The sequence below is a fragment of the Paenibacillus praedii genome (assembly GCF_049725345.1).
Lineage (GTDB): Bacteria > Bacillota > Bacilli > Paenibacillales > Paenibacillaceae > Pristimantibacillus.
The window spans coordinates 238,897-261,545 of sequence record NZ_JBMWAM010000001.1 but is presented as its reverse complement, the minus strand read 5'-3'; the positions used below and the strand labels follow the sequence as shown (position 1 = coordinate 261,545).

26 protein-coding genes are annotated in these 22,649 nt (G+C 36.7%); 23 read left to right on the top strand and 3 right to left on the bottom strand.

Annotated features, from left to right (window positions below; genetic code table 11):
* Positions 1-37: 37 nt before the first annotated feature.
* The gene (locus ACO9K6_RS01255; protein ID WP_424765712.1) at positions 38-532 is read right to left on the bottom strand and encodes a hypothetical protein; all 495 of its coding nucleotides are present in this window, start codon (positions 530-532) and stop codon (positions 38-40) included.
* A gap of 95 nt (positions 533-627) precedes the next feature.
* Here ACO9K6_RS01255 and ACO9K6_RS01250 point away from each other — a divergent pair, with 95 nt between their 5' ends.
* From ACO9K6_RS01250 to ACO9K6_RS01230, 5 genes are all read left to right on the top strand, one after another.
* Positions 628-3,309 (top strand): hypothetical protein, encoded by a 2,682-nt coding sequence (locus ACO9K6_RS01250; protein WP_424765711.1) that lies wholly within the window; start codon positions 628-630, stop codon positions 3,307-3,309.
* 588 nt (positions 3,310-3,897) lie between these two features.
* Positions 3,898-4,125, top strand: coding sequence for a hypothetical protein (locus tag ACO9K6_RS01245; protein WP_424765710.1), 228 nt, complete (start codon positions 3,898-3,900; stop codon positions 4,123-4,125).
* Positions 4,126-4,430: 305 nt separating this feature from the next.
* Positions 4,431-5,522, top strand: coding sequence for a hypothetical protein (locus ACO9K6_RS01240; RefSeq protein WP_424765709.1), 1,092 nt, complete (start codon positions 4,431-4,433; stop codon positions 5,520-5,522).
* Positions 5,523-5,952: 430 nt separating this feature from the next.
* Positions 5,953-6,153 carry a hypothetical protein gene (locus ACO9K6_RS01235; RefSeq protein ID WP_424765708.1) on the top strand — a complete coding sequence of 67 codons (201 nt, stop codon included), beginning with the start codon at positions 5,953-5,955 and terminating at the stop codon, positions 6,151-6,153.
* Between the two features lie 24 nt (positions 6,154-6,177).
* Positions 6,178-6,681, top strand: a complete 504-nt coding sequence (locus ACO9K6_RS01230) for a type II toxin-antitoxin system PemK/MazF family toxin (RefSeq protein WP_424765707.1) — start codon at positions 6,178-6,180, stop codon at positions 6,679-6,681.
* Positions 6,682-6,802: 121 nt separating this feature from the next.
* Here the strand turns inward: ACO9K6_RS01230 and ACO9K6_RS01225 are convergent, their stop codons facing one another.
* Positions 6,803-7,516: a hypothetical protein gene (locus ACO9K6_RS01225; protein WP_424765706.1), complete on the bottom strand. Its 714-nt coding sequence runs from the start codon at positions 7,514-7,516 to the stop codon at positions 6,803-6,805.
* A gap of 518 nt (positions 7,517-8,034) precedes the next feature.
* On the opposite strand from ACO9K6_RS01225, the gene ACO9K6_RS01220 reads away from it, so the two are divergent.
* The 18 genes from ACO9K6_RS01220 to ACO9K6_RS01135 all read left to right on the top strand — a co-directional run bounded on the left by ACO9K6_RS01220 (position 8,035) and on the right by ACO9K6_RS01135 (position 21,864).
* The gene (locus ACO9K6_RS01220; protein WP_424765705.1) at positions 8,035-8,592 is read left to right on the top strand and encodes a recombinase family protein; all 558 of its coding nucleotides are present in this window, start codon (positions 8,035-8,037) and stop codon (positions 8,590-8,592) included.
* A gap of 74 nt (positions 8,593-8,666) precedes the next feature.
* Positions 8,667-9,104: a terminase small subunit gene (locus ACO9K6_RS01215; protein WP_424765704.1), complete on the top strand. Its 438-nt coding sequence runs from the start codon at positions 8,667-8,669 to the stop codon at positions 9,102-9,104.
* On the top strand, positions 9,094-10,317 hold the full coding sequence (locus ACO9K6_RS01210; RefSeq protein ID WP_424765703.1) for a PBSX family phage terminase large subunit: 1,224 nt from the start codon (positions 9,094-9,096) through the stop codon (positions 10,315-10,317). The genes ACO9K6_RS01215 and ACO9K6_RS01210 overlap by 11 nt, the downstream gene beginning before the upstream one ends.
* Before the next feature lie 4 nt (positions 10,318-10,321).
* Positions 10,322-11,734: a phage portal protein gene (locus ACO9K6_RS01205; protein WP_424765702.1), complete on the top strand. Its 1,413-nt coding sequence runs from the start codon at positions 10,322-10,324 to the stop codon at positions 11,732-11,734.
* Entirely contained in the window at positions 11,721-12,641 is a 921-nt protein-coding gene (locus ACO9K6_RS01200; RefSeq protein ID WP_424765701.1) for a phage minor head protein, read from the top strand. The genes ACO9K6_RS01205 and ACO9K6_RS01200 overlap by 14 nt, the downstream gene beginning before the upstream one ends.
* 117 nt (positions 12,642-12,758) lie before the next feature.
* Positions 12,759-13,322, top strand: a complete 564-nt coding sequence (locus ACO9K6_RS01195; protein WP_424765700.1) for a phage scaffolding protein — start codon at positions 12,759-12,761, stop codon at positions 13,320-13,322.
* 31 nt (positions 13,323-13,353) lie between these two features.
* Positions 13,354-14,451 (top strand): P22 phage major capsid protein family protein, encoded by a 1,098-nt coding sequence (locus tag ACO9K6_RS01190; RefSeq protein ID WP_424765699.1) that lies wholly within the window; start codon positions 13,354-13,356, stop codon positions 14,449-14,451.
* Between the two features lie 62 nt (positions 14,452-14,513).
* Complete coding sequence (locus ACO9K6_RS01185; protein WP_424765698.1) at positions 14,514-14,861, top strand: phage head-tail connector protein; 348 nt, start codon at positions 14,514-14,516, stop codon at positions 14,859-14,861.
* Positions 14,851-15,177 carry a head-tail adaptor protein gene (locus tag ACO9K6_RS01180; RefSeq protein ID WP_424765697.1) on the top strand — a complete coding sequence of 109 codons (327 nt, stop codon included), beginning with the start codon at positions 14,851-14,853 and terminating at the stop codon, positions 15,175-15,177. The genes ACO9K6_RS01185 and ACO9K6_RS01180 overlap by 11 nt, the downstream gene beginning before the upstream one ends.
* Positions 15,177-15,503, top strand: a complete 327-nt coding sequence (locus ACO9K6_RS01175; RefSeq protein WP_424765696.1) for an HK97 gp10 family phage protein — start codon at positions 15,177-15,179, stop codon at positions 15,501-15,503. Before ACO9K6_RS01180 ends, ACO9K6_RS01175 begins: the two co-directional genes overlap by 1 nt.
* Positions 15,496-15,864 carry a hypothetical protein gene (locus tag ACO9K6_RS01170; protein ID WP_424765695.1) on the top strand — a complete coding sequence of 123 codons (369 nt, stop codon included), beginning with the start codon at positions 15,496-15,498 and terminating at the stop codon, positions 15,862-15,864. The genes ACO9K6_RS01175 and ACO9K6_RS01170 overlap by 8 nt, the downstream gene beginning before the upstream one ends.
* A gap of 13 nt (positions 15,865-15,877) precedes the next feature.
* A complete protein-coding gene (locus ACO9K6_RS01165) occupies positions 15,878-16,471 on the top strand; it encodes a hypothetical protein (RefSeq protein WP_424765694.1) in 594 nt (197 codons plus the stop codon).
* 60 nt (positions 16,472-16,531) lie between these two features.
* A complete protein-coding gene (locus tag ACO9K6_RS01160; RefSeq protein WP_424765693.1) occupies positions 16,532-16,855 on the top strand; it encodes a hypothetical protein in 324 nt (107 codons plus the stop codon).
* Between the two features lie 359 nt (positions 16,856-17,214).
* A complete protein-coding gene (locus ACO9K6_RS01155) occupies positions 17,215-19,152 on the top strand; it encodes a phage tail tape measure protein (protein WP_424765692.1) in 1,938 nt (645 codons plus the stop codon).
* A complete protein-coding gene (locus tag ACO9K6_RS01150) occupies positions 19,149-19,949 on the top strand; it encodes a phage tail domain-containing protein (RefSeq protein WP_424765691.1) in 801 nt (266 codons plus the stop codon). The genes ACO9K6_RS01155 and ACO9K6_RS01150 overlap by 4 nt, the downstream gene beginning before the upstream one ends.
* The gene (locus tag ACO9K6_RS01145) at positions 19,909-21,381 is read left to right on the top strand and encodes a hypothetical protein (RefSeq protein WP_424765690.1); all 1,473 of its coding nucleotides are present in this window, start codon (positions 19,909-19,911) and stop codon (positions 21,379-21,381) included. Before ACO9K6_RS01150 ends, ACO9K6_RS01145 begins: the two co-directional genes overlap by 41 nt.
* A gap of 12 nt (positions 21,382-21,393) precedes the next feature.
* On the top strand, positions 21,394-21,717 hold the full coding sequence (locus tag ACO9K6_RS01140; RefSeq protein WP_424765689.1) for a hypothetical protein: 324 nt from the start codon (positions 21,394-21,396) through the stop codon (positions 21,715-21,717).
* A gap of 3 nt (positions 21,718-21,720) precedes the next feature.
* Positions 21,721-21,864, top strand: coding sequence for a hypothetical protein (locus tag ACO9K6_RS01135; RefSeq protein WP_424765688.1), 144 nt, complete (start codon positions 21,721-21,723; stop codon positions 21,862-21,864).
* A 46-nt stretch (positions 21,865-21,910) separates the two neighbouring features.
* Here ACO9K6_RS01135 and ACO9K6_RS01130 read toward each other — a convergent pair whose 3' ends face one another.
* Entirely contained in the window at positions 21,911-22,615 is a 705-nt protein-coding gene (locus ACO9K6_RS01130) for a hypothetical protein (RefSeq protein WP_424765687.1), read from the bottom strand.
* Positions 22,616-22,649 lie beyond the last annotated feature (34 nt).

The window sequence follows — 22,649 nt, the reverse complement described above, 5'->3', positions numbered from 1 at the left end:
TTTCCTTAGGCAGCTAATATTATTTGATGAGATATAGTTAAGTAGTTGTTCTTTTAATTACTTTATCATAAAGATATTCCTTCGGTCGAATCAAGATATCAGTTGTATCGTTGTTATAATTTATGCTAGGACTGAAGATAATCTCATTTTCAGAGATTGCTTTATGGATATAGTATCTTACACCCGCATCATCTTCAACATAGTAAACTGTCTTCTTTTTTTTAAAAAATGAAACGAATTGATATATTATCCATAAAGAAAATGAGGTATAGAGGAATGATACTAAAATAAACGATGCAACTGTTTCTGCCGAAGCATCAGGTTTAATTATTACATAAATGGTAGTGCCAATAAAACTGACACAGCCAATAATCATTAGCGCTTGTAAGAAAGCAGTTGTAGTTTTTTTGTAATCAGTGAGAAGATTTTTTTCTACTCGTGAGATTTTAAGTATGCTAATAAGTTTTAATATTCCGCCAATAAAAGTTCCAATAGCTAAAGAACCGCTGATAATTTGTACTAAGGAACTCATGGTATTTTCCCCCATTCAAAATTCTAATTAGAAATACGTTAGAGATATTAAATCGTTTCAATAGAATATTAAAAATTATATAGGAGGAATTCTATTTGACCAATTTACACCAATCAGTTTACATTCCATCAATCGAGGCAAGCGATATCCATTTACATAACCATCATAATCAACCGCTTTATATTAGACATGTTGGTATGATACCTACATCTCTTGAGTTAGAATCATTATTTAGACATGGATTCAATGTATTACCTTCAGGTAAGCGCATCAGTAACGATGTCATCAATATCAGTTTTAAGACAGCAGTTATACCTGTTGTTGATAAAATTAAGAAGCTCAACACCAAATTGAGTGATATCGAAAAACAGTTAATAAAGTATACTGATAAGCTTCCTTTAGCAAATGGGAAAAAAGAAGAGGAACGTATCAAACAAAAAATTGAAACTCGGAGTAACAGTATAAAAAAAGTTAAGTCTGTTATTGAAGAATTGAAAACAATGCACTGGGATGAAATGGGGATAGATGACCTCAGATATGCTATTTATGAAAATGGATTCTTCATCGAATACAATGATAAAAATGGAAACGTTGAAAAAGTAGAGTATTTAATCAGTTCCAGAAGCTCTGCAAAGAGTAGGATTGGAAAGGTATTAGCAATCAGAAAAGAATTATACGAGGATATGAAGCAATGGAGACGGATGGGACTTGATTTAGATGGACGATCTGATGTTGATTTCGTATCCATCCTTGCATATGAGAGTCTAATGGGCAGCAGCATAATTGACACATTAGAGATTCATCCGGAAAACATTCTTATTATTGACGATTATGTTGATACATTTAGCAGAAAAGCAAACTTGGTATCGGTGGATGAACAGACAGGTTTACTTGTTAATAATGAAGGTATGGGTGAATTTGCCAATACTATATGGGATGGTCAAGCATTACTTAGTGAGGATTATTTTACTGATACAGATAAATCGATGAAATTGCTTCGTCAGCACTGGTTCAAGGCGGCAGCATTTCGAACTGATATTCAGCAGTTTATGAAGGATAGAGCAAAAGAGTTAGAAGTGGATTATGAAACTTGGTTGTTAGAGGATACATATGGTAATGAGATCCTGGCTAAAAACGTACATATGATAACAACTCCATCGGCATTAAAATTCCAGAAAATTGCTCATGTTGTTGGCGAAAAAAAGGATATGTATTCTCACTGGAAGGGTAAAGTCATCGAGGAAGGAAACTTATTCGGAGTTGTGAAGACTGAGAAGCCGACAAAGCTAGGATATACCGAATGCGGTCAACCAATTCATCAAATGAGCTATCAGTATTTGAACAGCCTCCCACTCAGTTTTGATGATTTGAAGGAATTATCTGAATTTGAATTGGCATACATTAATAAACTTAAAAATGATGATGCGACATTTATTGATTATCTTATTAGCAAAGCTGACATGACAAACGGTAATGATATGATGGTAGCATTGTACCGACATAACAATGATATTACTGGAACTATAATGTGGCGAAATTGGAAGTCTGATATGATCAGTGAATATGTAAAGCGTGTTAAGACAGGAAAACTTAAGATTCCTAATGCAGACTACATGGTATTGTTGAGCAACCCTATTGAGATGCTTTATGCCAGTATAAACGAGTTCGCAGGTGCAACTATGGCTCTCAGGGATAAGCAAGTATACTGTAAGGCGTTTACTTGGGGTAAGGAAGTAATCGGCATGAGGTCGCCACACACATCAGCTAGTAACGTCTTATTTTCGGTAAACACATATCATAAGAAGATCGAAGTTTACATGCCGAATCTCAGCAATAATATTGTCGTCATTAATAATATTGGAGCTACGACATTTGAGCGTTTAAATGGGGCAGATGCAGATTCGGACGCAATGTGGATGTCGGATAACCCAACTTTGACCAAAGTGGCTAAAGACTGTGACGAGCAATATCTGGTTTGCAAAGCTGATAATATCGGCACTAAACCAAACGAGTACAGCGTCTGCAATAAAGATATGGCGGACATAGATAACAAACTAAATAATGATTATATCGGCAAAGTGACCAATATTGCAGCATTACTTTGTTCACATATTTGGGATGCTAAAGCAAAAAGAGAGGATATAACGGATATGCTAGATAAGCTTAGCGTATTAAGTATTGTCCAAGGATTGGTTATTGACTACGCCAAAAGGATTCCTTCTGTATCAATTAGTCAGATATTAGCAGATGCCAATAAGTTACTTAAGCAGTTACTAGGAGAAGAGAAGGCGATTCCTGTTTGGTGGGCGATACGAAACAAAGACGTGGTTAAGCAATATTCTGATAAAAAAGTTAACACAGTAAATTTTGACTGTCCTATGGATTATTTACAGACTATATTTAGTGGATTGCCAAATGCAGACAGGAAAGATGATAAGAATATTAAGTTATTTATTCGAAAATTGAAGGCTGGTAAAGCGAATAACAAGCAGAAGCATATTATCAATGAGTTGTTGGATGATGCGAATAATAAAATTAGAAGCAGTCATAAAAAGGGCGCAGATAAGGAGCAGAAGCGAGAAATACATGTTGATCAACTTGACACAATGAAAACGGCTAAAGAATTGATTGAAAAGATTAAGATTAATGAAGATACAATGTATGCTATCATTCAAAATATTGTAAGTAATAAGGTTGATAACAATACAATTAAATCATTTAACATGTTGTATCAGGCGAAGAAAACATTATTTATAAATAATTTTGTTAAGAAGTAAGTTTTTTATTTCTTAAACATGTTAAAAATCCAGTAAATATATAGGTTTTTTAACATGTTTGAAAATGGATATATGGAGAGGGATGACCGAGTGCAAGTGGTGCCAATATTGCCTCTAGATAAGCCGTTGAGTGAGTAGGACGGTTATCCCTCTGTATATTTTGATTTGACAGTCAGTGATATAAGTGATACTATATATCGCATTTTTGAGACTATGGATACGTTCCTAAATCTCATTTTTTATGAGTTTTTTGATTTGACGGATTATCATTTTAGATATATGATTAAATGTTAACATTATTTATCCGCGCTATGCCTAAATGGCAGATCCTCATCTATCCACGGCTAAAATATGGATAGATATAGATAACGCTCGACTATATGTCAATGAGAATACCGTTATCGTTCCTCCGATAATCGCCAGCCTTGTGTTGGTGGTTTGCAGATAATCTCCAGATGGAGACTAAGATATAGTAAGACAAATATGCAATAACGTATAGCTTATCAATATATTACAGCCGATAAATTTGCTAAGTACTGATTACATATTTTTATGGTATTATGTAGAAAAATGTAGGGAGGGTTAGCAATGGCACAGATATCAAGTTTTAAAGAAATCACGAGAAATTCAAAAGTCCAAGGTGAAATTGAAGCTGGATTTAATACATTTACCTCTCAAGGTAAAAAGTATTTTCAAATTACAACTTGGGGATCAAAGAACAGAGAAATTAAAGGTGCTGCAAGTCAGACATTACAATTAAATGAACAATCAGCCAGGGAACTAGTCGAATTAATACAATCTGAAATGAAAATATAATCTTCATTCGAAGAAGCCGCCTATAATTAGGTTGAAGGCTTCTTTTTTGTTTGTACAAAATAAGAAATGCTCTCCTTCATCGTGAAGGAGGGATAGAAATACAGAGATCACCTTAACCTATAACGTGGCATGTGACCAGTAATAATACCCATATCCTTATGAGATATTGGGCTAGTGGATAAAAGTTACTCCTATTAGTTGAGTTGAGATGACGCAAGGAACGAGAGCCGCTCAGTGATGAGTTGAAGGCTCTCTTTTGCTTGTGCATAAACAATAATATGAAAAAGGATACGGTGACGAGGAAGATGAGTAATGTACAAGTATTTAAAAATGAATTGTTTGAAGTAGCGGTTCGAGAAAATGCAATGAATATTGAATTAGATGTTGAAGCAGTAGCGCGGAATCTTGGATTTGTTCGTATTCAGGGTGAAAAGACTTATGTTCGGTGGGAAAGAGTAAATGGATATTTAAAAGAAATCGGATATGCCCATTCGGTGGGTAAAGGCGATTATATTCTTGAACAATATGTATACATGCTTGCAATGAAGGGAGAGAATGACTTAGCTTTAGCATTCCAAAAATTCCTAGCATTCGATGTCATTCCTCAAATCCGTAAGAAAAAGGTTTATATTGATCCATCAGCTACCGATAAGGAAATTGATGCTGCTGTTCGTTTCGCAACTCCACAAAAAAGGCGTACTGCTTTGTTGGAAGCCACTATTGATGGAAAGAATAGCGTGTTTGCTGTGTATGATGATATCAAGACGTATATCAGTAAATGGACAGCAGATGAGAAGATTACAACGCTACTGCACATTGAACGTGTGCTACTGGACAAGCAAGATACATATGGTAAAGATGTAGCATTTATACATAAGATTGAAGAGTTATTGCGTCAAGTCGCTAAGGATTTGGATAAGTTAAAGAACTGGAAAAACGGTGCCGAAAAAAGAGAGTTGAGCAAAGAAAATAAGCAGCTTAAGGATAAAATTGAGACTATTATTCCTAGCGTTGATAAGATGAATGTTATTAATCGTCATGGATTCAGTGAAAACTATATGTATTATGATTATGATCTGGCCTCAACAGGTGAGTTTAAAAGGTTTCTCAAAGCAAAGACTGATGAATATGCGAACTGGATCGAAAAGTTCCCCTTTGCTGAATTGCCTAGTCTTTTTGATTTGAAAGTCGATTTCAATTATCCAGTTGAATTAATTGTATATTTCGATCACAAGTCTGAGTTTGATGTAATTAATTTAGACAAGTCACTAGCTGACATGTTGGCTTATCATTACAGATTCAATGATAAAGTCATTGTCAGTAGTATCCAGAGGACTAATCGTTATATTGATACATATAAGGATGGTAAGATTTATTGGTTATTGCGGAATATTTAACCGTAGTAAAATTGGCAATTACCCAATACATATCTGCTTTCTAGATTATTGCTATCCAGACCAATAATTATAATGTCGCTGAGGAACTGTCCACCAACTTTAGATTCAAATGGGGTTATTTCCTTGATGATAATTTCGTCAAGGAACTCTTGATCCTGGTATACGTGAACGGTTCGTTTGAAATTCTTTAGACGCTCGAATTCTGATATGTCGGTGAGCCTTTTCCCCTTCATAATTGCTTTTCCTCCAATAGTTTCATATTCCCTATATTATACTATAATTTAGCAGGAGATTCCTCCCTGAACGTCGAATAATATTTACTTGGTAGTTTTTTCGAAAAAGTAATTTTTGGATAGAATTGGGCATAATATCTGTTAATTCTCCCCTTGTTGTGTTATTATTAAGACAACCCACTTAAGGATGTGATCGTATGGGAAAGGTTTATTCGTTGACTGCTTCAACAAAACAGCAACAAAAAACTAACCATAAAAAACAAAGTCTTTTTCGTCAAGCTCTTTCTGAATTAAAGAAAGAGACTGGGATTGATCATTATGCGGTCATCACTGGTAACGAGAAAGAAAACAAACGACTTAAGTTTAAACACTACCAAGAGAAACTTCTAGAGGGTTAGTCATCTAATAAGGGGAGAAGATTTATGACTACTAGCTGGGACGATGGTAGGGAATTTGAAAGAGGTCAAGTATTTTTTGTAAATTTTAATGATGAAGCATCGAACAACAATAGACCCTCAAGATTGTTACGTGGACCTCATAGAGTGGTTGTTTTATTCTGTAGCACTTTTCCAAGAAATACTGTCGCAGTTGTTCCAATTTCATCACTATATGAAGCTGATGGAGTAACTCTAAAAGATGCTATCTCCTCTGATGTCATCCTAAAAAGCAAAGAGTATGATGAGTCAGTTTCGCCTTACAACGGTACTATTGCAAAAGATAGCTTTATTATGACAAATCAAATTAGATCGGTAACACGCAGCAGACTTGAAAGACAAGTTGGAGAAATACTACCTAAAGATATGATTAAGTTAGATATTCAACTTATTGAGACATTAAGTCTGTCTGATACAGTTCAGCAAATGATTGAGACCGAAGTCGAGAAAAGACTTGCTGAGATGGGATATGTTTCTGAAGAAGCCGAATAGATTTTATTAAGTCACTCGCTCAGAGTGGCTTTTTTGTTATGTTGAAATGAATAATAATATGACAAAAGCCCCTAACTGATGAGTTGGAGGCTTTTGTTGTGGGTTTTTGTGTGAGGATTGTCTAATTATTAAAAATTTTATTTGTTATATCTACGAAAGGATTAAAACCTGTGACGATTGTAATAATTGAACTAATAAAACCGATTATCACAATAGATGAACTTATGAACTTGACAAAAAAATTATCAGATAATTTTGAATATGAGCTATATTGTATAACTCCAGTCCAGTGAAAGAATATGATAGGGAATGTTACAATGCTTTGTATTCCTTTACGGAGCCACACAAAAGGATTTGTTAATTCTTTTGTTAAATTGCCGATAGTATAGTTTAATTCAGTATCGTATCTAATCAAGCATTCACCGATCATTGCAATGAACTTTTCTAATTGTAAATATTCAAATCTTAGCCCATATCCTCCTGATGTTTCACGATGTATTTCTCTTATTCGTGGTATTAGATTGAGAATTATTTGAAAGTTTCTATATTGGAAGTTTCCATCAATCATATGACTCATAATACCGTACCCACCAATTTCACGCTGCATTTTTGCAGAGTTGCCTACTAACCACAAGTAAACTTCATGATTCTCGTTATTATCATAGATACTTTTTTTGTAAGTGGTAAATTTATCAATAAATTCGCGGCAAAAATACAGTTGTGTTTTAAAAGTTCTGATTGACGAAAGAATAGATGTTATACCCAGTATAAGCAAAAATATAGTTATAATGATATATAGCCATATGATGTCTAAACGCGCGAGAAAATCAAGCAAGTATAAACAACTCCCTATTACAATGTATTTCCATTTTAATAGATCATTTAAATTTATACAATCTATTCAATTCTGTTCGTTGCTTTAAGTGGACGCTTTAAAGAAGTGATTCCGTTTCCTTGTCTCAATCTGATGTTAGAATGTACAGATTCGATAAATAAAACAGTGAAAAATGATTAAAAATTGATGGTTAAATGTGAGTATAACTATATGAATGAAAATAGTGTGTGAGTAAAAAAGTGTTGATTTCATTGAATTGTATGACAATTTATTTTGAGAATATTTGATAAACAAGCCAACGGATAACCTCCCCAGAAATTTTTTCCATCATTTATATAGTTGATCACACTTTGAGTTTCAAAAACGATTGTTTATGATACTATATTCTCCTCTTTATTTATAGTCATTTTTTTCTTATTATTGGCTAACTTATAGTTTCTTTTCTCGTTTCTTTAACTTAGTTGCATTAACGTACTTCTTTATGATACTATTGCTTTATCGAATAGTGGGGGTGCGGTATGAAAATAGGCTATGCAAGGGTATCAACAGCAGATCAAACTTTGGACTTACAACTAGATGCGCTAAATGCTGCTGGTTGTGAGAAGATCTATGAAGAGAAAGCCAGCGGAGCTAAAGACGACAGGCAAGAATTGAAAAGAGCTTTAGATGACATAAGAAAAAGTGACACGCTTGTTGTTTACAAATTGGATAGGCTTGCACGTTCTACAATTAAACTTATTCAGGTGTTAAATGAGATTCAGAATAAGGGTGCTGATTTAGTTTCGATTAATGATAATATAGATACTACAACAGCAGCTGGTAAGGCAATGTTTGGCATGTTAGCTGTATTTGCTGAGTTTGAACGAAATGTTATTGTTGAGAGAACTAAAGCAGGACTAGCCGCTAGTAAATCAAGAGGACGAAGCGGAGGCAGGCCAAAGACAGATAAGAAGAAGATAACTCAAGCTTTGAAACTATACGATGCTAATGAAGATGTAGCCAGCATCTTAGAGATAACAGGAATAAGCAAAGCTACTTTATACAGAGCGATCAATCAACGAAAATCTTCACAATAGAATATCAGCTATATTTACAAGTCATCTCTTCATTGAGATGGCTTTTTTAATTTTCAGAAAGGGGTGATAATAATATGGCAAATCCAAAGGATTTAAATAGGGGATTCACGAAAACTAAACTGCCAGAGAAACAGGAAGTATTCATATATGAGTATTTCAAGAATGGATTCAATGCTACACAAGCTGCTATAGCTGCTGGATACAAAGAGAAAACAGCATATAGTTCTGGAAATGGTCTACTCAAAAAAACGAAGGTAAAAGAAGCCATCGAAGCCATTAAAGAAGAGATCAGAAAGGGTTATGAAGGTGATATTAGCCTTGTCATTATGGGATTAAGGGAAACGATTAGAAACCCTAAACTAAAGATTACAGACAAGCTTAAAGCGTCTGAGTTGCTAGGTCGTTACCATGGCATGTTTACCGATAACTTGAATCTTAATGGTAAAATGGAATACTCCATCGAGATTCCTGATGACTTACAACCTGGTATGAGTGATGGTCATGAAGATTAACCTGAGCAACCTTCCTAAAATAACAAATCCAGTTTATTATCCGCTATACCGTAACAATAAAAATTATCTAGTGTTATACGGTGGAGGAGGATCAGGTAAGAGTGTATTTGCTGTACAGAAGCTAGTATTTCGAATGCTTACAGAAAGTCCTCATCGGTTTCTTGTCGTCAGGAAAGTAAAGGATACGCTCAGAACGAGTGTGTTCCAACTATTCCTAGATGTCATAAGCCAATGGGGGCTTTCTGATTTATTCAAGATCAATACCACTAGCATGGAAATTACTTTCAAACCAAATGGTAACAAGACAATATTTAAAGGTTTGGATGATCCTGAGAAGATAAAGTCTATAGCTGGTATTACAGGAATATGGGTTGAAGAAGCAACAGAACTGAGTGCCGATGATCTAGACCAGCTGGATATTCGTCTAAGAGGTAACACAAAGCACTATAAACAAATCATCATCTCGTTTAACCCAATTGTTGAGACTCATTGGTTAAAGAAGAGGTTCTTTGACTACGATGACCCAGATGCAAAGGTAGTCAAGACTACATATAAGGATAATGTGTTTATCGATGCCGAATACATACGTAAACTAGAGAAGTATAAAGAAATCAATCTTCGCTATTATAAGGTTTATGCTCTAGGTGAGTGGGGTACTCTTGGTGATGTCATATTTGAAAACTACGCTGTCCAAGAAATATCTACACTATCTACAGATTATAATATGATAATATATGGATTGGATTTTGGGTATCATGATCCGAGCGTCCTTGTTCGTGTCGGTATCAAGGGTGATGATATTTACATACTAGAGGAGTTTTATCGTACTAAATTGACAAATACAGACCTCATTGAAGAAGCTAAGAAGCGTGTAACTCGTGAATATCAGATTATAGCTGATTCAGCAGAAGCGGACCGCATACAGGAGTTTAAACGTGCTGGATTCCGTATCAAAGGGGTTAAGAAGGGTAAAGGAAGCGTCAAGGATGGAATTGACTTTATGAGGGCTAGGCGAATCTATATTCATCCTTCATGTGTTGAGGCTATCAAGGAGTTTGGATTCTATGAGTATAAAAAGGATAAGCAGGGAAACAGCATCGATGAACCTATGGATGCTTTTAATCATGTCATAGATGCTATTCGTTATGCTATAAGTGACTGGAGATTGAAGACAGGTAAAGGCATTAGAGTACTTAAACCAAAAGGCAGGTGAATAAATGAATCCATTAACAGCAGATAGTCCGATTTCGGATACCAGTGTAATTGCTGACTATATTAAATCTGATTTACAATCAGAAGCTAAACAAGATATGTACGATGGCATGCGTTATTATCGTGTCAAAAACGATATCCTTAATCGTAAACAGCATTATTACATAGGCGGTATAAAGCATGAGGATAAATCCAAATCGAATAATAAAATTGTCCATCCATTTTTCAGACAAATGGTTAAGTTAAAGACTAACTATATTACTGGACAGCCGATTACATTCAATACAGATGATGATAATTTTAATCAATTGATTGATGATACATTAGGTGATTATTTCCATGACGTGAGTAATCGTTGGGTATCTGATGCATCTATAAAAGGACAATCTTGGCTTCATCCATACATTAACGCAAAAGGTGAGTTTAAATACACTGTTATCCCTTCTGAGCAAATCATTCCTATTTGGGATGGTAGCTATCAAGAGGAATTACAGGGTATCATCCGTTACTATACAATTGACCGTGTTATCAGCAACAATAAGACAATTAAGCGTTACAAGGTTGAATATTGGGACAATCAGAAGGTGACATACTTTATTCAAGATGAAAAGGATGATAATGTTTACAGGCTTGATGACTCAGAGTTAATTAATCCTAAATATCATTGGTATTCCTATAATACTTTAAATCCATCAGCAGTTATTCCCAACTCATGGGGGAAGATCCCATTCATAATCCTGGAAAATAACGATGATTGTCTATCTGATCTTGTGTTAAGTCGTTCACTTATTGATGATTACGATAAGACTGTATCTGATATGTCGAATAATCTTGATGATATCCAAGAGGCAATTTGGGTACTGAAAGGTTATGGCGGTGAGGATTTGTATGAGTTTATGCAGAATCTTAAAGCATACAAAGCTATTTCAGTTGATGAGAATGGTGGAGCTGAAGCTAAATCTGTAACCATTCCGAAAGAAGCCAGAGACAGCCATTTAGACAGACTAGAAGAGAACATCTACGTTTCAGGTATGTCCGTCAACTTTAACTCAGATAAATTCGGTAATAGTCCTAGTGGTATTGCTCTGAAATTTATGTTTGCGAATCTAGATATCAACGCTAACGAATTGATTACAAAAGCTAAAGGTTCGCTTCAGGAATTTCTCTGGTTCGTGACTCACTACATTAACCTTAAGCACAAGACCAACTACGATTATCGTAATGTTAACTTTACATTCCACAAATCTCTGATTATGAACGATACAGAAATCATTGATTCGGCTCATAAGTCTGTTGGCATTATCTCTAATCGCTCGATTCGTGAGAAACATCCTTGGAGCGCATCGGATGAGGAACAGCGAATAGAGGAAGAAAAAGCGGCTTATGTAGATTTAGGTGATGGTAATGCAGGAGATTAATGATAAATTTGCTGAAGCTGATAAATTATCAGAGAAACTAATCTCATCCACAGAGAAGGAATTAGTTAAGCAATATTCATTGTCCCTTAAGAATATCCGTTCACAGCTTCAAGCCATTTATGAAAAGTTTGGTGATGATGTTTCATTTGCCGATATGCAAAAGTTTAACCGCTTCAATTCATTAGAGAAAGCTATCATGGATGAGATTAAGTTTCTATATAAAGCAAATGCTAAGGCGCTGAATGAATCATTATTTGAACAGTTTGCTGAGTCATATTATCGGACAGCGTTTGCTCTTGAGACTGGTAAACAGGTTGCCCTAGCCTATACATTGTTAAATCCAGATGTCATTAAAGCGGCTATTATTAATCCAGTATCAGGCTTAACTCTTCCTGAACGCCTTGAAAAGAATCGGACTGACATTATTTATCGTATCAAGTCGGATATCGCACAAGGTCTCATTCAGGGTGAAGGATATAGCAAAATGGCTAAACGTGTAAAGGAAACCTTAGAGGGAGACGTATCTAAGGCTATTCGTGTTGTTCAAACAGAAGCCCATCGAGTTCAGCAGGAAGGAAGACTCCAATCCATGAAGCATGCTGAATCCAAAGGTGTCAATATGGTCAAGGTGTGGGATGCATCTCTTGACAGTCGAACACGTTCATCTCATAGAAAATTAGATGGTGTCAAAGTTGGGCTTGATGATGATTTCACTTCTCCCTCTGGTGGCAAAGGTAAGATACCTGGCTCTCTTGGATCAGCTAAAGATGATGTGAATTGCAGATGTTCTGTTCGTACTGAAATAATCAGCTATGAGCCAACTGTACGTAGAGCTAGAGATGAAAGAGGTAAATCTGTATTGATTCCATATACCACTTATGATGAGTGGGAGAAGAATCGATTATAGTAATCCGTCCTGCCGTATGACATAAAACTAGGCTATTTGCTGTTTGTTCGCAGCTTAATGAACATCCTATGCGTGGAGGGTTACACGTCAAAAAAACTAAATGGAGAGTGTATATAAATGGATTTGAAAGAACTATTAGGTGACGATTTGTTTTCACAAGTATCTGAAAAGTTGGGTGATAAGAAAGTCGCTATTGTATCTGATGGTCAATGGATACCAAAAGCTAAATTCGATAGTTTGAATGATGAGAAAAAGACATACATCGAACAGAATAAAGCTCTCAATACTCAACTTGATGAAATGAAGACAAAGGTTACTGGCAATGAACAATTAACTAAGCAAGTGGAAGCATTGCAAGCTCAATTGAAGGATTCTGACATCAAGATTAAAGATGTCAAAATTAATAGTGCTATTGAATCCGCACTAATTAAAGCATCAGCCAAATTCCCTGATTTGCTCACTGGTAAATTCGATAAATCGAAACTTGAGATAAAAGAAGATGGAACAATTAGTGGCATTGATGATCAATTGAAAGCAATCACAGAAACCTATAAGGATTTGTTTGGAGAGACAAAGATTGTCGGTGGCGATCCAAATAATGGAGGCAATCCAAATCCAAATCCTGATACTAGCAAGTTGTCGGATGATGAATTTTTCGCACAAGCATTAAAAACAAACTAAATTAAAATGAAAATTGGAGAGTGTTTAAATTATGAGTAACTTTTTAACTGTACAGGATATCGCACGTCAGGGGCTTCTACGCCTTCGTAACAATTTGGTAACTGCTTCTTTGGTTTATAAGGATCACAGTAACGATTTCGCTCAAAAAGGCGATACGATTAGCGTAAAAGTTCCTAATACATTCGTAGCGCAAGAGTTCAGCGGTATGACTTCCCCGCAAGGAATCACAGAAGATAAAGTCCTAGTATCGCTAGATAAGATTGCTACTGTTGATGTTGAAGTTTCCGCTAAGGAAATGACACTAAATATTAATGATTTTGGGCAACAAATTCTTAATCCAGCTATGGAAGCATTGGCACAGAAAATTGATTCTGATTTACTTGGGCTTTATGTAGATATTCCATACTTTAGCGGTATCGCTGGAACAACTCCATCTGCATTGTCCGATTTTGCGAACGCTGCAAAGGTTTTGAATACAAATAAAGCACCTATGTCTATGCGTTCTACTATCTTCGATCCCAATGCTACCGCTAAATTCCAAGTGCTTGATGCTCTTGTTGGACTGGATAAATCAGGTTCCACTGATGCACTACGTAATGGCTCGATTGGTCGTGTGTTAGGCTTGGATAATTACATGGATCAAAATGTTAAATCACATGTAAAAGGCACTGTTACAGCAGGTAATGCTACTGGTACAGCAGGTGTTAAAACAATTTCTCTTGCCGCTGTTGCACCATCTGGTGGTACGCTAAAGAAAGGTGATTTGTTTACCATTGCTGGCGATAGCACACAATATGTTGTTACTGCCGATGTTACAGCTTCAACAACTACTGTAGCTTCTTTGGCAATTTATCCAGCATTGGCAGTTACTGCTGCTGGAGCTGCTATCACAGTTGTTGCAAATCATGCTGCTAACCTAGCATTCCATAAGAATGCGTTCAGTCTTGTTTCTCGTCCTCTTGCTTTGCCTACTGGTGGAGCAAATGGCTACGTGTCTAACTTTGAAGGGCTATCGATTCGAGTTACACAAGGCTACAGCATGTCGAAGAAAATCAATGAGTTGTCGTTCGACATTCTATACGGAGTTAAGACGCTCCAGCCTGAACTTGCTGTTCGAGTACTAGGCTAGTGATATATGGAGAGGGTATGGCTTAATGTCATATCCTCTTATTTTTTGTGAGGTGGTAAGTAATGTCTATAATCACATTAGAGGAAGCAAAAACGCTTCTTCAGATTAAAAATGATACTAAAGATGCCTTGATTACCCTTCAAATTCCAATTGTTGAGGAGTTTATCTTTACATATACAGGGCAATCATACACTGATAATTTTCCTGCTGGATTAAAGCTATGGGCTGCTAAGATGATTGGATATGACATTAATAATCTATCTAAATCAGGTATTCAATCTGAATCAATTAGTCGATATTCCGTTACGTATGGAGGAAAGGGTGATGCTGCAAGTGGCTACCCTGTTGAAGTTATGAATGGTCTGAACCAGTATCGTAAATTGAAGTGGGGTAAACCTCATGATTGCTGACTACTACAATCAATCCGTTATCATCCAGCGCAAAACAAGCGTTCCTAATGGTATTGGTGGTTATGTGGAGAATTGGGCTAATCATATTACGCTTAATGGACTTATCGATCAAATATCAGGCAATGAGAAAAACATTGCTGCTCAATTTGCTGACTCTGCCACTCATATATTAATAAGTGAAGCGGGATATGAAATCAAGTCAACAGATAGGGCTGTTTGTGAAGGGGAAATATACAGAATCCTTAATCCAGATAATCCGATGGGTATGAACCATCATCTTGAAATCCTGCTTGTTTATGAAGGGGTTGATCAATAATGGCTAACCGATATGAATCATTTCGTCCTGAAGTCATAAGGGAAATCAAGCGGAGAATCAATAGGACGCTTGAAGCTATTGGCGTATTCGTTGAAGGTGAAGCTGTTGTTCGTTCTCCTGTTGACACAGGTAACTTAAAAGGTTCATGGAATCATAAAGTTGATGAAGAAAATATGACAGTCCATATTGGCTCGAATGTAGAATATGCTGTATTCGTTGAGAAGGGAACTAGCAGACAAGTAGCACAAAGAGTGGTAACTGGAGCTGCTGAAGATAATCAAGCCAGAATACAACAACTAGCAGAGGAGATGATGCGCTTTGATTAATCTGCTTCAATATATCTTTGACACGCTCAAAGCTATTCATCCTAAAGTATTCCTCGAAACTGTTCCAAATGGCTCTGTATTCCCCTATATAACCTATTCCCTCCCAACTAGTGGCGGATCAGAGTATAGAGAGGACTTTATTCTTGAGATCGACATCTGGGACAATAAACCATTAGATACAACGGAATTAGAGACGATTACTAACAATATTGATAAGGCTATGAATCGCACATATGAAATCAATGACGAATTTCAGTGTTCAATATACCGTATTAATCGACTCATGCTTCCCGATCAAGATGTGAATATAAGACGCAGACAATTGCGTTATCAAGTTAAATATTATAATAAACAACAATAAGGAGATGATTTGATTGGCAAATTACAGCGGATTTAATGAAAAAACAGCAGAAAGATTGATTCTGGATGCTGGTGCATTTTACAAAAATTATAATGTAGAGATTGATACACCCGAAACAGCATCGGCAAAATTGCTAGGTGCTACTCGTGGAGGTGGTGAATTTGTAGCTACTCCTGAGGTTCGTTCACTGGAAATTGATGGGGTGAAAGGACGTGCTAAAGGACTGACTGTGATTGATTCATGGGACGTTTCGATACTTGCCAATATGCTTGAGATGTCAGCGGATTTAATGAAGATTGCTCTAACTGGTGGAGAAGTAGATACTATTAAAGATACAGATTACGATATTATTAAAGGTAAAAATACAATCGCTATCTCAGATTACATCGATAATATAACTTGGATTGGTCGATTATCAGGCAATAATAAGCCTGTAATTATCCAAGTGTTAAATGCACTATCTACTGATGGTTTCACATTGACCACAGAAGATAAGAATGAATCTGTAATTCCTATTCGTTTTAGTGGACACTATGATACTGAGAATCTAGATAATCCTCCATTTGTAATCTACTACCCTAAAACAGTCGTAGCCCCAATAGTATAAACATGTTGGGTATCCTCGGATACCCTATTTATTTTTCCATAAAAAAGGAGCGAATATATAATGAGTGAAATTAAATTTAGAGCGATTGTTAATGATGATATGTATCTATTGAGTGAAATTGCTGACAAAATGGATATCGTGATTCCATCGCATAGTAAAGAAGTTAAAGGTAAACCTGTTCAGAAATCGCAAGAGGAATATGGAATGGAGATTATTACAGCACTAGGTAAAAAACTATATAAGGCTAAAGATGAGATCAATCAATTACTTTCTAGTCTATCTGGATTATCTGTTGAAGAAATAAAGAAAATGCCTGTTGGATTTACAGTTAAGGCATTAACATCAATTGTTAAGCAGGAAGGTGTCGTTGATTTTTTCAAATAAGCAAAGGTTTAGGATATGATGAGATATTCTTTCACCTTTGCAAATCTGGAATAATCAACAAAAGTTTTAATCATAGACCAATCTTACATGGAATCAAAATGATCATAAAGGTTTTGGAAAAGAATCGTGAAGAAATTGCACGGAATATGTGGCTAATGAAGTATATAAATATGGATAAATCATCCCATATTCCATTCGATAAGTTTTATAATCCAGAGAAGGTTAACAAGATAACAAAAGATACGAGGACAGAAGAAGATATAATGGAAGACGTGAATAGTATCATATCTGCATTTAATAAAAATCCGCAACCAGCCGCTAAAATATAGCGGTTTTTTGTTGTAGAAAGGAGTGATGATTTGGAGATATTTAGACTGTTTGGATCAATATTCATCAATGATGATGATGCTAGTAACCGCATTGATAGAGTAGATAATAAAGGTAAGGGATTAGCTGGTACTTTTGGTACGATTGGTGTCGCTGTAGGCGCTGCTGCACTTGCTGTAGGTGCAATGGCTGCTACTGCGGTTGTTGCTTTAGGAGTTAAGTCTGTAGGAGCTGCTGATGAATTACAGAAGGCTTTAAATAAGCTTCAACAACAAACTGGATCAACTGATGATGAAATCAAAGGTATGCGTGATTCTCTGTTATCCATCTATGAAAAGGGATATGGCGAATCCTTTAATGATATAGCGATGGCAATGTCTGAAGTTGCAAAGACTACTGGATTAGCTGGTAAAGAGCTTGAGGAAACAACTCAGAATGCTTTGATGCTTGCAGATAGTTTTGATATGGATATTAATGAGACAGCTAGAACTGCTAATTCACTCATGAAGAATTTTGGAATTACGAGCAAGCAGGCTTATACTCTTATGGCTCAAGGTGCACAAAATGGAGCGAATAAGAATGGTGATCTGCTTGACACTCTTAACGAGTATAGTCCACAGTTTAAGGCTTTAGGATTCTCTGCCGAACAATTTACAGATACACTTATTCAAGGTGCTAAAAATGGTTCCTTCTCTATTGATAAAGTTGGAGATGCAATAAAGGAATTTACTATTCGTTCTAAGGATATGTCTAAAAGCTCACTTGATGCCTTCTCAGCATTATCTATGAATGGCGAACAAATGTCAGCTCAGTTTGCTAAAGGTGGGGAGTCAGCTCAAGCAGCTTTTCAACAAGTGACAACAGCACTAGCTAGTGTTAAAGATCCATTACAGCAAAATGCAATCGGAGTCGCTTTGTTTGGTACGCAGTTTGAGGATCTGGAAGCTGGCGCTATAACTGCTCTTGCTAATATTAACTCTGCAACTGATATGAGCGCTAATACCCTTGATAAGATAAATCAACTTCAATTTAACACATTTGGCGAAGCGATGACTGGTATCAAACGGCAATTTGAAACGAGTATTCTAATTCCGATAGGTGAAAAAGTGTTACCTATACTAAATCAATTTGCTAACTGGTTACAGGGTAAGATGCCTGAGATCAAAGCATGGATTGCTGATGCAATGGGTAATTCAGGAAAGGTTCTTGAAGGATTCGGCAAAGTCTGGACATGGTTGAAGGATACTATTATTAAGCCTATTATGGATTGGCTTGTTCCATTTATACAGAAGACGTTAGCGGCAATTAAAAAGTATTGGGATGAAAATGGAGCAGGGATTAAGCAAACTTTAGGAACATTGCTGAATTGGATTAAGGTTATATTCCAGACTGTTTTTCCGATTATACAAGGGATAGTTGAGACCGCTTTTAATGTCATTGGAGCGGTAATATCCGCTGTTGTAGATGTTATTAGTGGAGTTATAAAAGTCATCGATGGTATTTTCCGAGGCGATTGGAAGAAGATGTGGGAAGGTGCTGTCCAGATATTCGAGGGTATCTTTGGCGGTATAGAAAACATTGTTAAAGGTGTAGTCAATGGCGTAATAAGAGCCGTAAACGGCATGATCAAGGGTCTGAATCGAGTAAAAGTTGACGTGCCTGACTGGGTGAAGGAACTGACGGGTGTAGGTGGATCATTCGGATTTAATATCCCTACTATTCCCATGCTGGCTAAAGGTGGAAACATCTTAGATAACGGTTCCGTAATCGTAGGGGAAAAAGGGCCTGAATTGCTTTCTGGCATTAAGGGTGCAAAAGTAACACCTCTTGATAAAGTGTCTAATCATGGTGAAACTGTTGTACATACGCATATTCATTTAGACGGTAAAGAGATAGCGACCAGTGTATCCAGACATCAAGCTAATTCAGCAACAAGTCGTTCAAGAGCTTATGGAGGATTGTTAACATGACAGAAGTTTGGTTAGGAGATAAATCATTTACTGAGTTAGGACTAGTATTATTAAAGGATAATCAACGTCCTATATTGCCTCAAACCATTGATAGAACTGTGTTAATATCGGGGAAAAATGGTGCTTATGATTTCGGGAGTGACTTAGGTGTTAGACAATTTGATCTCGGCTGTGCCTTTGTAAAAACCAAATCGACAGCAGAGTTACAATTAGCTATTAGACAGCTAATAAGGCACTTACTTGATGATAAAGGCAGACCAAAAACACTGGAACTTAAATTTAGTACTGAATCGGACAAGATGTACTATGTTCGATATTCAGGTGATATGCCTATTGAGCGTATAGCCGAATATGGAACATTTACGTTACCTTTAGTTGCTTTTGATTCTTACGCATATCAAACGGAATTATCAACAGAGATAACGTGGGATTCGGAATTGAGTATGGACAGCGATATTACTTTTGATGATGAATTTGTATTTACTATTAATGGTCAAACGACTATAAACGTAAACAACTTTGGTTATGTGTCTGTATCACCAGTCATTGAGATCAATGGTAGCTTTGCTAATATAAATATTTCGGCAAATGGTAAAACGTTTGTTTATTCCGAAGCTTTCTCAGGTGTCATGAAGATTGACAATGACAAAATGACTGTTAAGGCAGGAAACACTAATCTTCTTGTCAATTCATCGGGTGATTTTGTTGAATTAATACCTGGAATAAACGAAATAGATATAACTGGAACTGATGTAGATGCATCGGTTTCTTTTATTTTTAGAGCAAAATTTATGTAAAAGGAATGATGAAATGGCTGAGATTATACCAATTAATACACCTCTAAATGTTGGTAGACAATCTATAAACGAAGCAATACAAGAGGTGAATACACGTGTCGATAATATTGTTGCTGATGCAGGTAGTAGTAACATCGAAATCGTAGATGCACGACTTTCTTCATCGGGCGTAACTTATCCGATTTTAAAGGATCGGCTGGACTCGGAACGAGAGGTAGTTGTTGCAAATTCATTGGAAATAACGGACGCGAGGATGCCAGTTGAGGGTGAAGTATATCTTGATTTGAAGTCTAGACTCGATACTGAATACACATCCCTTAATGCACAGTTGGCGGAGAAGGCGAATCAAGTTGATTTAGAAAGCACTAATACGCAGTTGGAGAAAACTGTGAACGCACGGACAGGTATCTTTCAGAACGCTATCATTAACGGTCTGTTCAATATCTTTCAAGAGCGAACCGTGACAACAAATCCGAATAATTTGCAGTATGTTGCAGATCAATGGCAGGCGCACACTGGGGGTGGAGCGCCAGCAACTATAACGCATTCTCAACAAAGGCTCCTGGCTGGAGAAATTGCGGGAGTGTTCCATCATTATCGAGTTAATTTTGATGGAGCAGGAACAAACCCTTCTGACTTCCGTACCGCACAACCGATCCTGTTTGGAACACGCTACTTATGCGGAAACGGACGAAAAATAACGGTATCCTTTTGGGCGAGATCATCGGTAGCAGGCAAGAGGCTTGGTGTGTTTTTGATTCAAAATTATGGTACAGGCGGTACACCATCCGCTCCTGAAATTATTAACGGAAGCAATGTTACGCTTACTTCGGGCTGGAAAAAATATAGTTTTACATTTGAAACGAATACATTATTGGGGAAAACTTTCGGTTCAGATAATAATGATTTTCTCAGGGTTAGTCTTCAATATGCTTGGGATGCATCCAATCAATCCCGAGTAGGATCGTCTACGCCTGAAACATTTCGGGCGGCGGGAACAATCGACTTTGCCGATGTGGTGGTCAATGCAGGAGAAGTAGCACTTCCATCGCAGCCGCGATCGTTGTCGGAGGAATTGGCATTGTGTCAATTTTTCTGGGAGAAAAGTTACCAGTATATAGTCGCGCCAGGTAGTATTAGTGCTTTTGCGGGGGCGATTCAGCAGACAACCGAAAACGGAACAAATGATGGAGCTGTATATGATTGGACAAGCTTTGCCGCAAGAAAAAGAGTATCCTCTCCAACAGTAACCATATACAGCCCTTCGACAGGTGCAGTAAACGTGGTATACGATGGAGCAGCTGATAGAACGTTAGCTGGAGGTGCGTTTATTACAGGGACCACTGAAAATGGATTTCAGTCCAATTATATTGTTACAGGCCCAACAAGTATAAGGCGATCTTTTCAATATGTAGCTGATGCTAGGTTATAAGGAGGCAACTTAATGGACGGATACAAACACTATATACAAACCAACGAAGCCGGGATAATCATCCACGGCTTTTCTTCTGCGTTCGAACAGCCGAAGGCAGGCGATTTAGAACTGTCAGGTCAAGAAGGAAGACACTTCCAAGTCCCTCTATTAACAGATCGGATGCAATACAAGTACAAAATCACAAACGGCGCGATGGCTGAGCGTACGCAAGCGGAATTGGATGATGAATGGGCGGCTCGCCCTCATGACCCACCGTCAGAAGTCGAAACATTGCGACAAGAGTTAAACGAAATGACGGTTATGCTCGGCGATCTGCTCTTGGGAGGTGTGTAATTTATGAGTTTTTGGGCGCATTACGTGATTTTGAAAGAGAATCAGGGAACCAGTCGGGAATTAACCTTAGCGCAAATCGAAGCGAAGTACGGGCCCGCGAAGAGGCAGGAAATCGAACAAGAATTAAACGCATCAACAGGACAGTAGGACCATACTGTTCAGTAATAGAAAAAGAGAGGGGAATACTCCCTCTCTAAATAATCTGTTCAAGATCTTTTATTACAGTAGGTGCACTAGCATAAATTCGTTTCAACGTCTTAAGTACCGGCTGATCGATATCTTTAAAAATAAAGTCAGTTTCAATAGATCCATTAAAACCCATATTGTGTGGTGAGTTTTCAAGATCTACATGTTGACCATTAATAGAAATTGGCTGACCATTCCCTTCAGTGACTAAAGTAACACCAATTAATTGATTACCTCCAGGAAGATTCAAGTAATTTATATTTGTGGTTTGCCTAAGTGATTGTTTGGTAAAGTTTCTATGTTTATTATGCGAAACAAGTTCTCTTAAATAATAAAGCCACTTGGAACGTGCAGGAAACGGCTGATACTTCTTGAATATATCTACAATATCTGGCTTATCAGCTACTAAGTTAGGAAAAACTTTCTTTAAATAATCTTCAAAATCAGTAATGTTTTTTTTATAGGGAAAATATACTATCGATTCTGCTCTGTTCAGCTTTTCAGGGCTAACATACTTCGCACAGTATGTAGTGAAAATCTTGAAAGCGGCGTAATCTAATGCAGGGTTTACTTTATCAAGAAAGTCTTTAATTTTTAACTGTAATTCCACTGAAACATCTTTTAATGATAAATAATGATCATAAGATGATTCTATTTCTTGTAGAGTTATTTTTGCTTGATTCAACAGTAATTTTGATTCTTCAAATGACATGTTCATCACACCCCCTCTCTGGATTAAATTATAC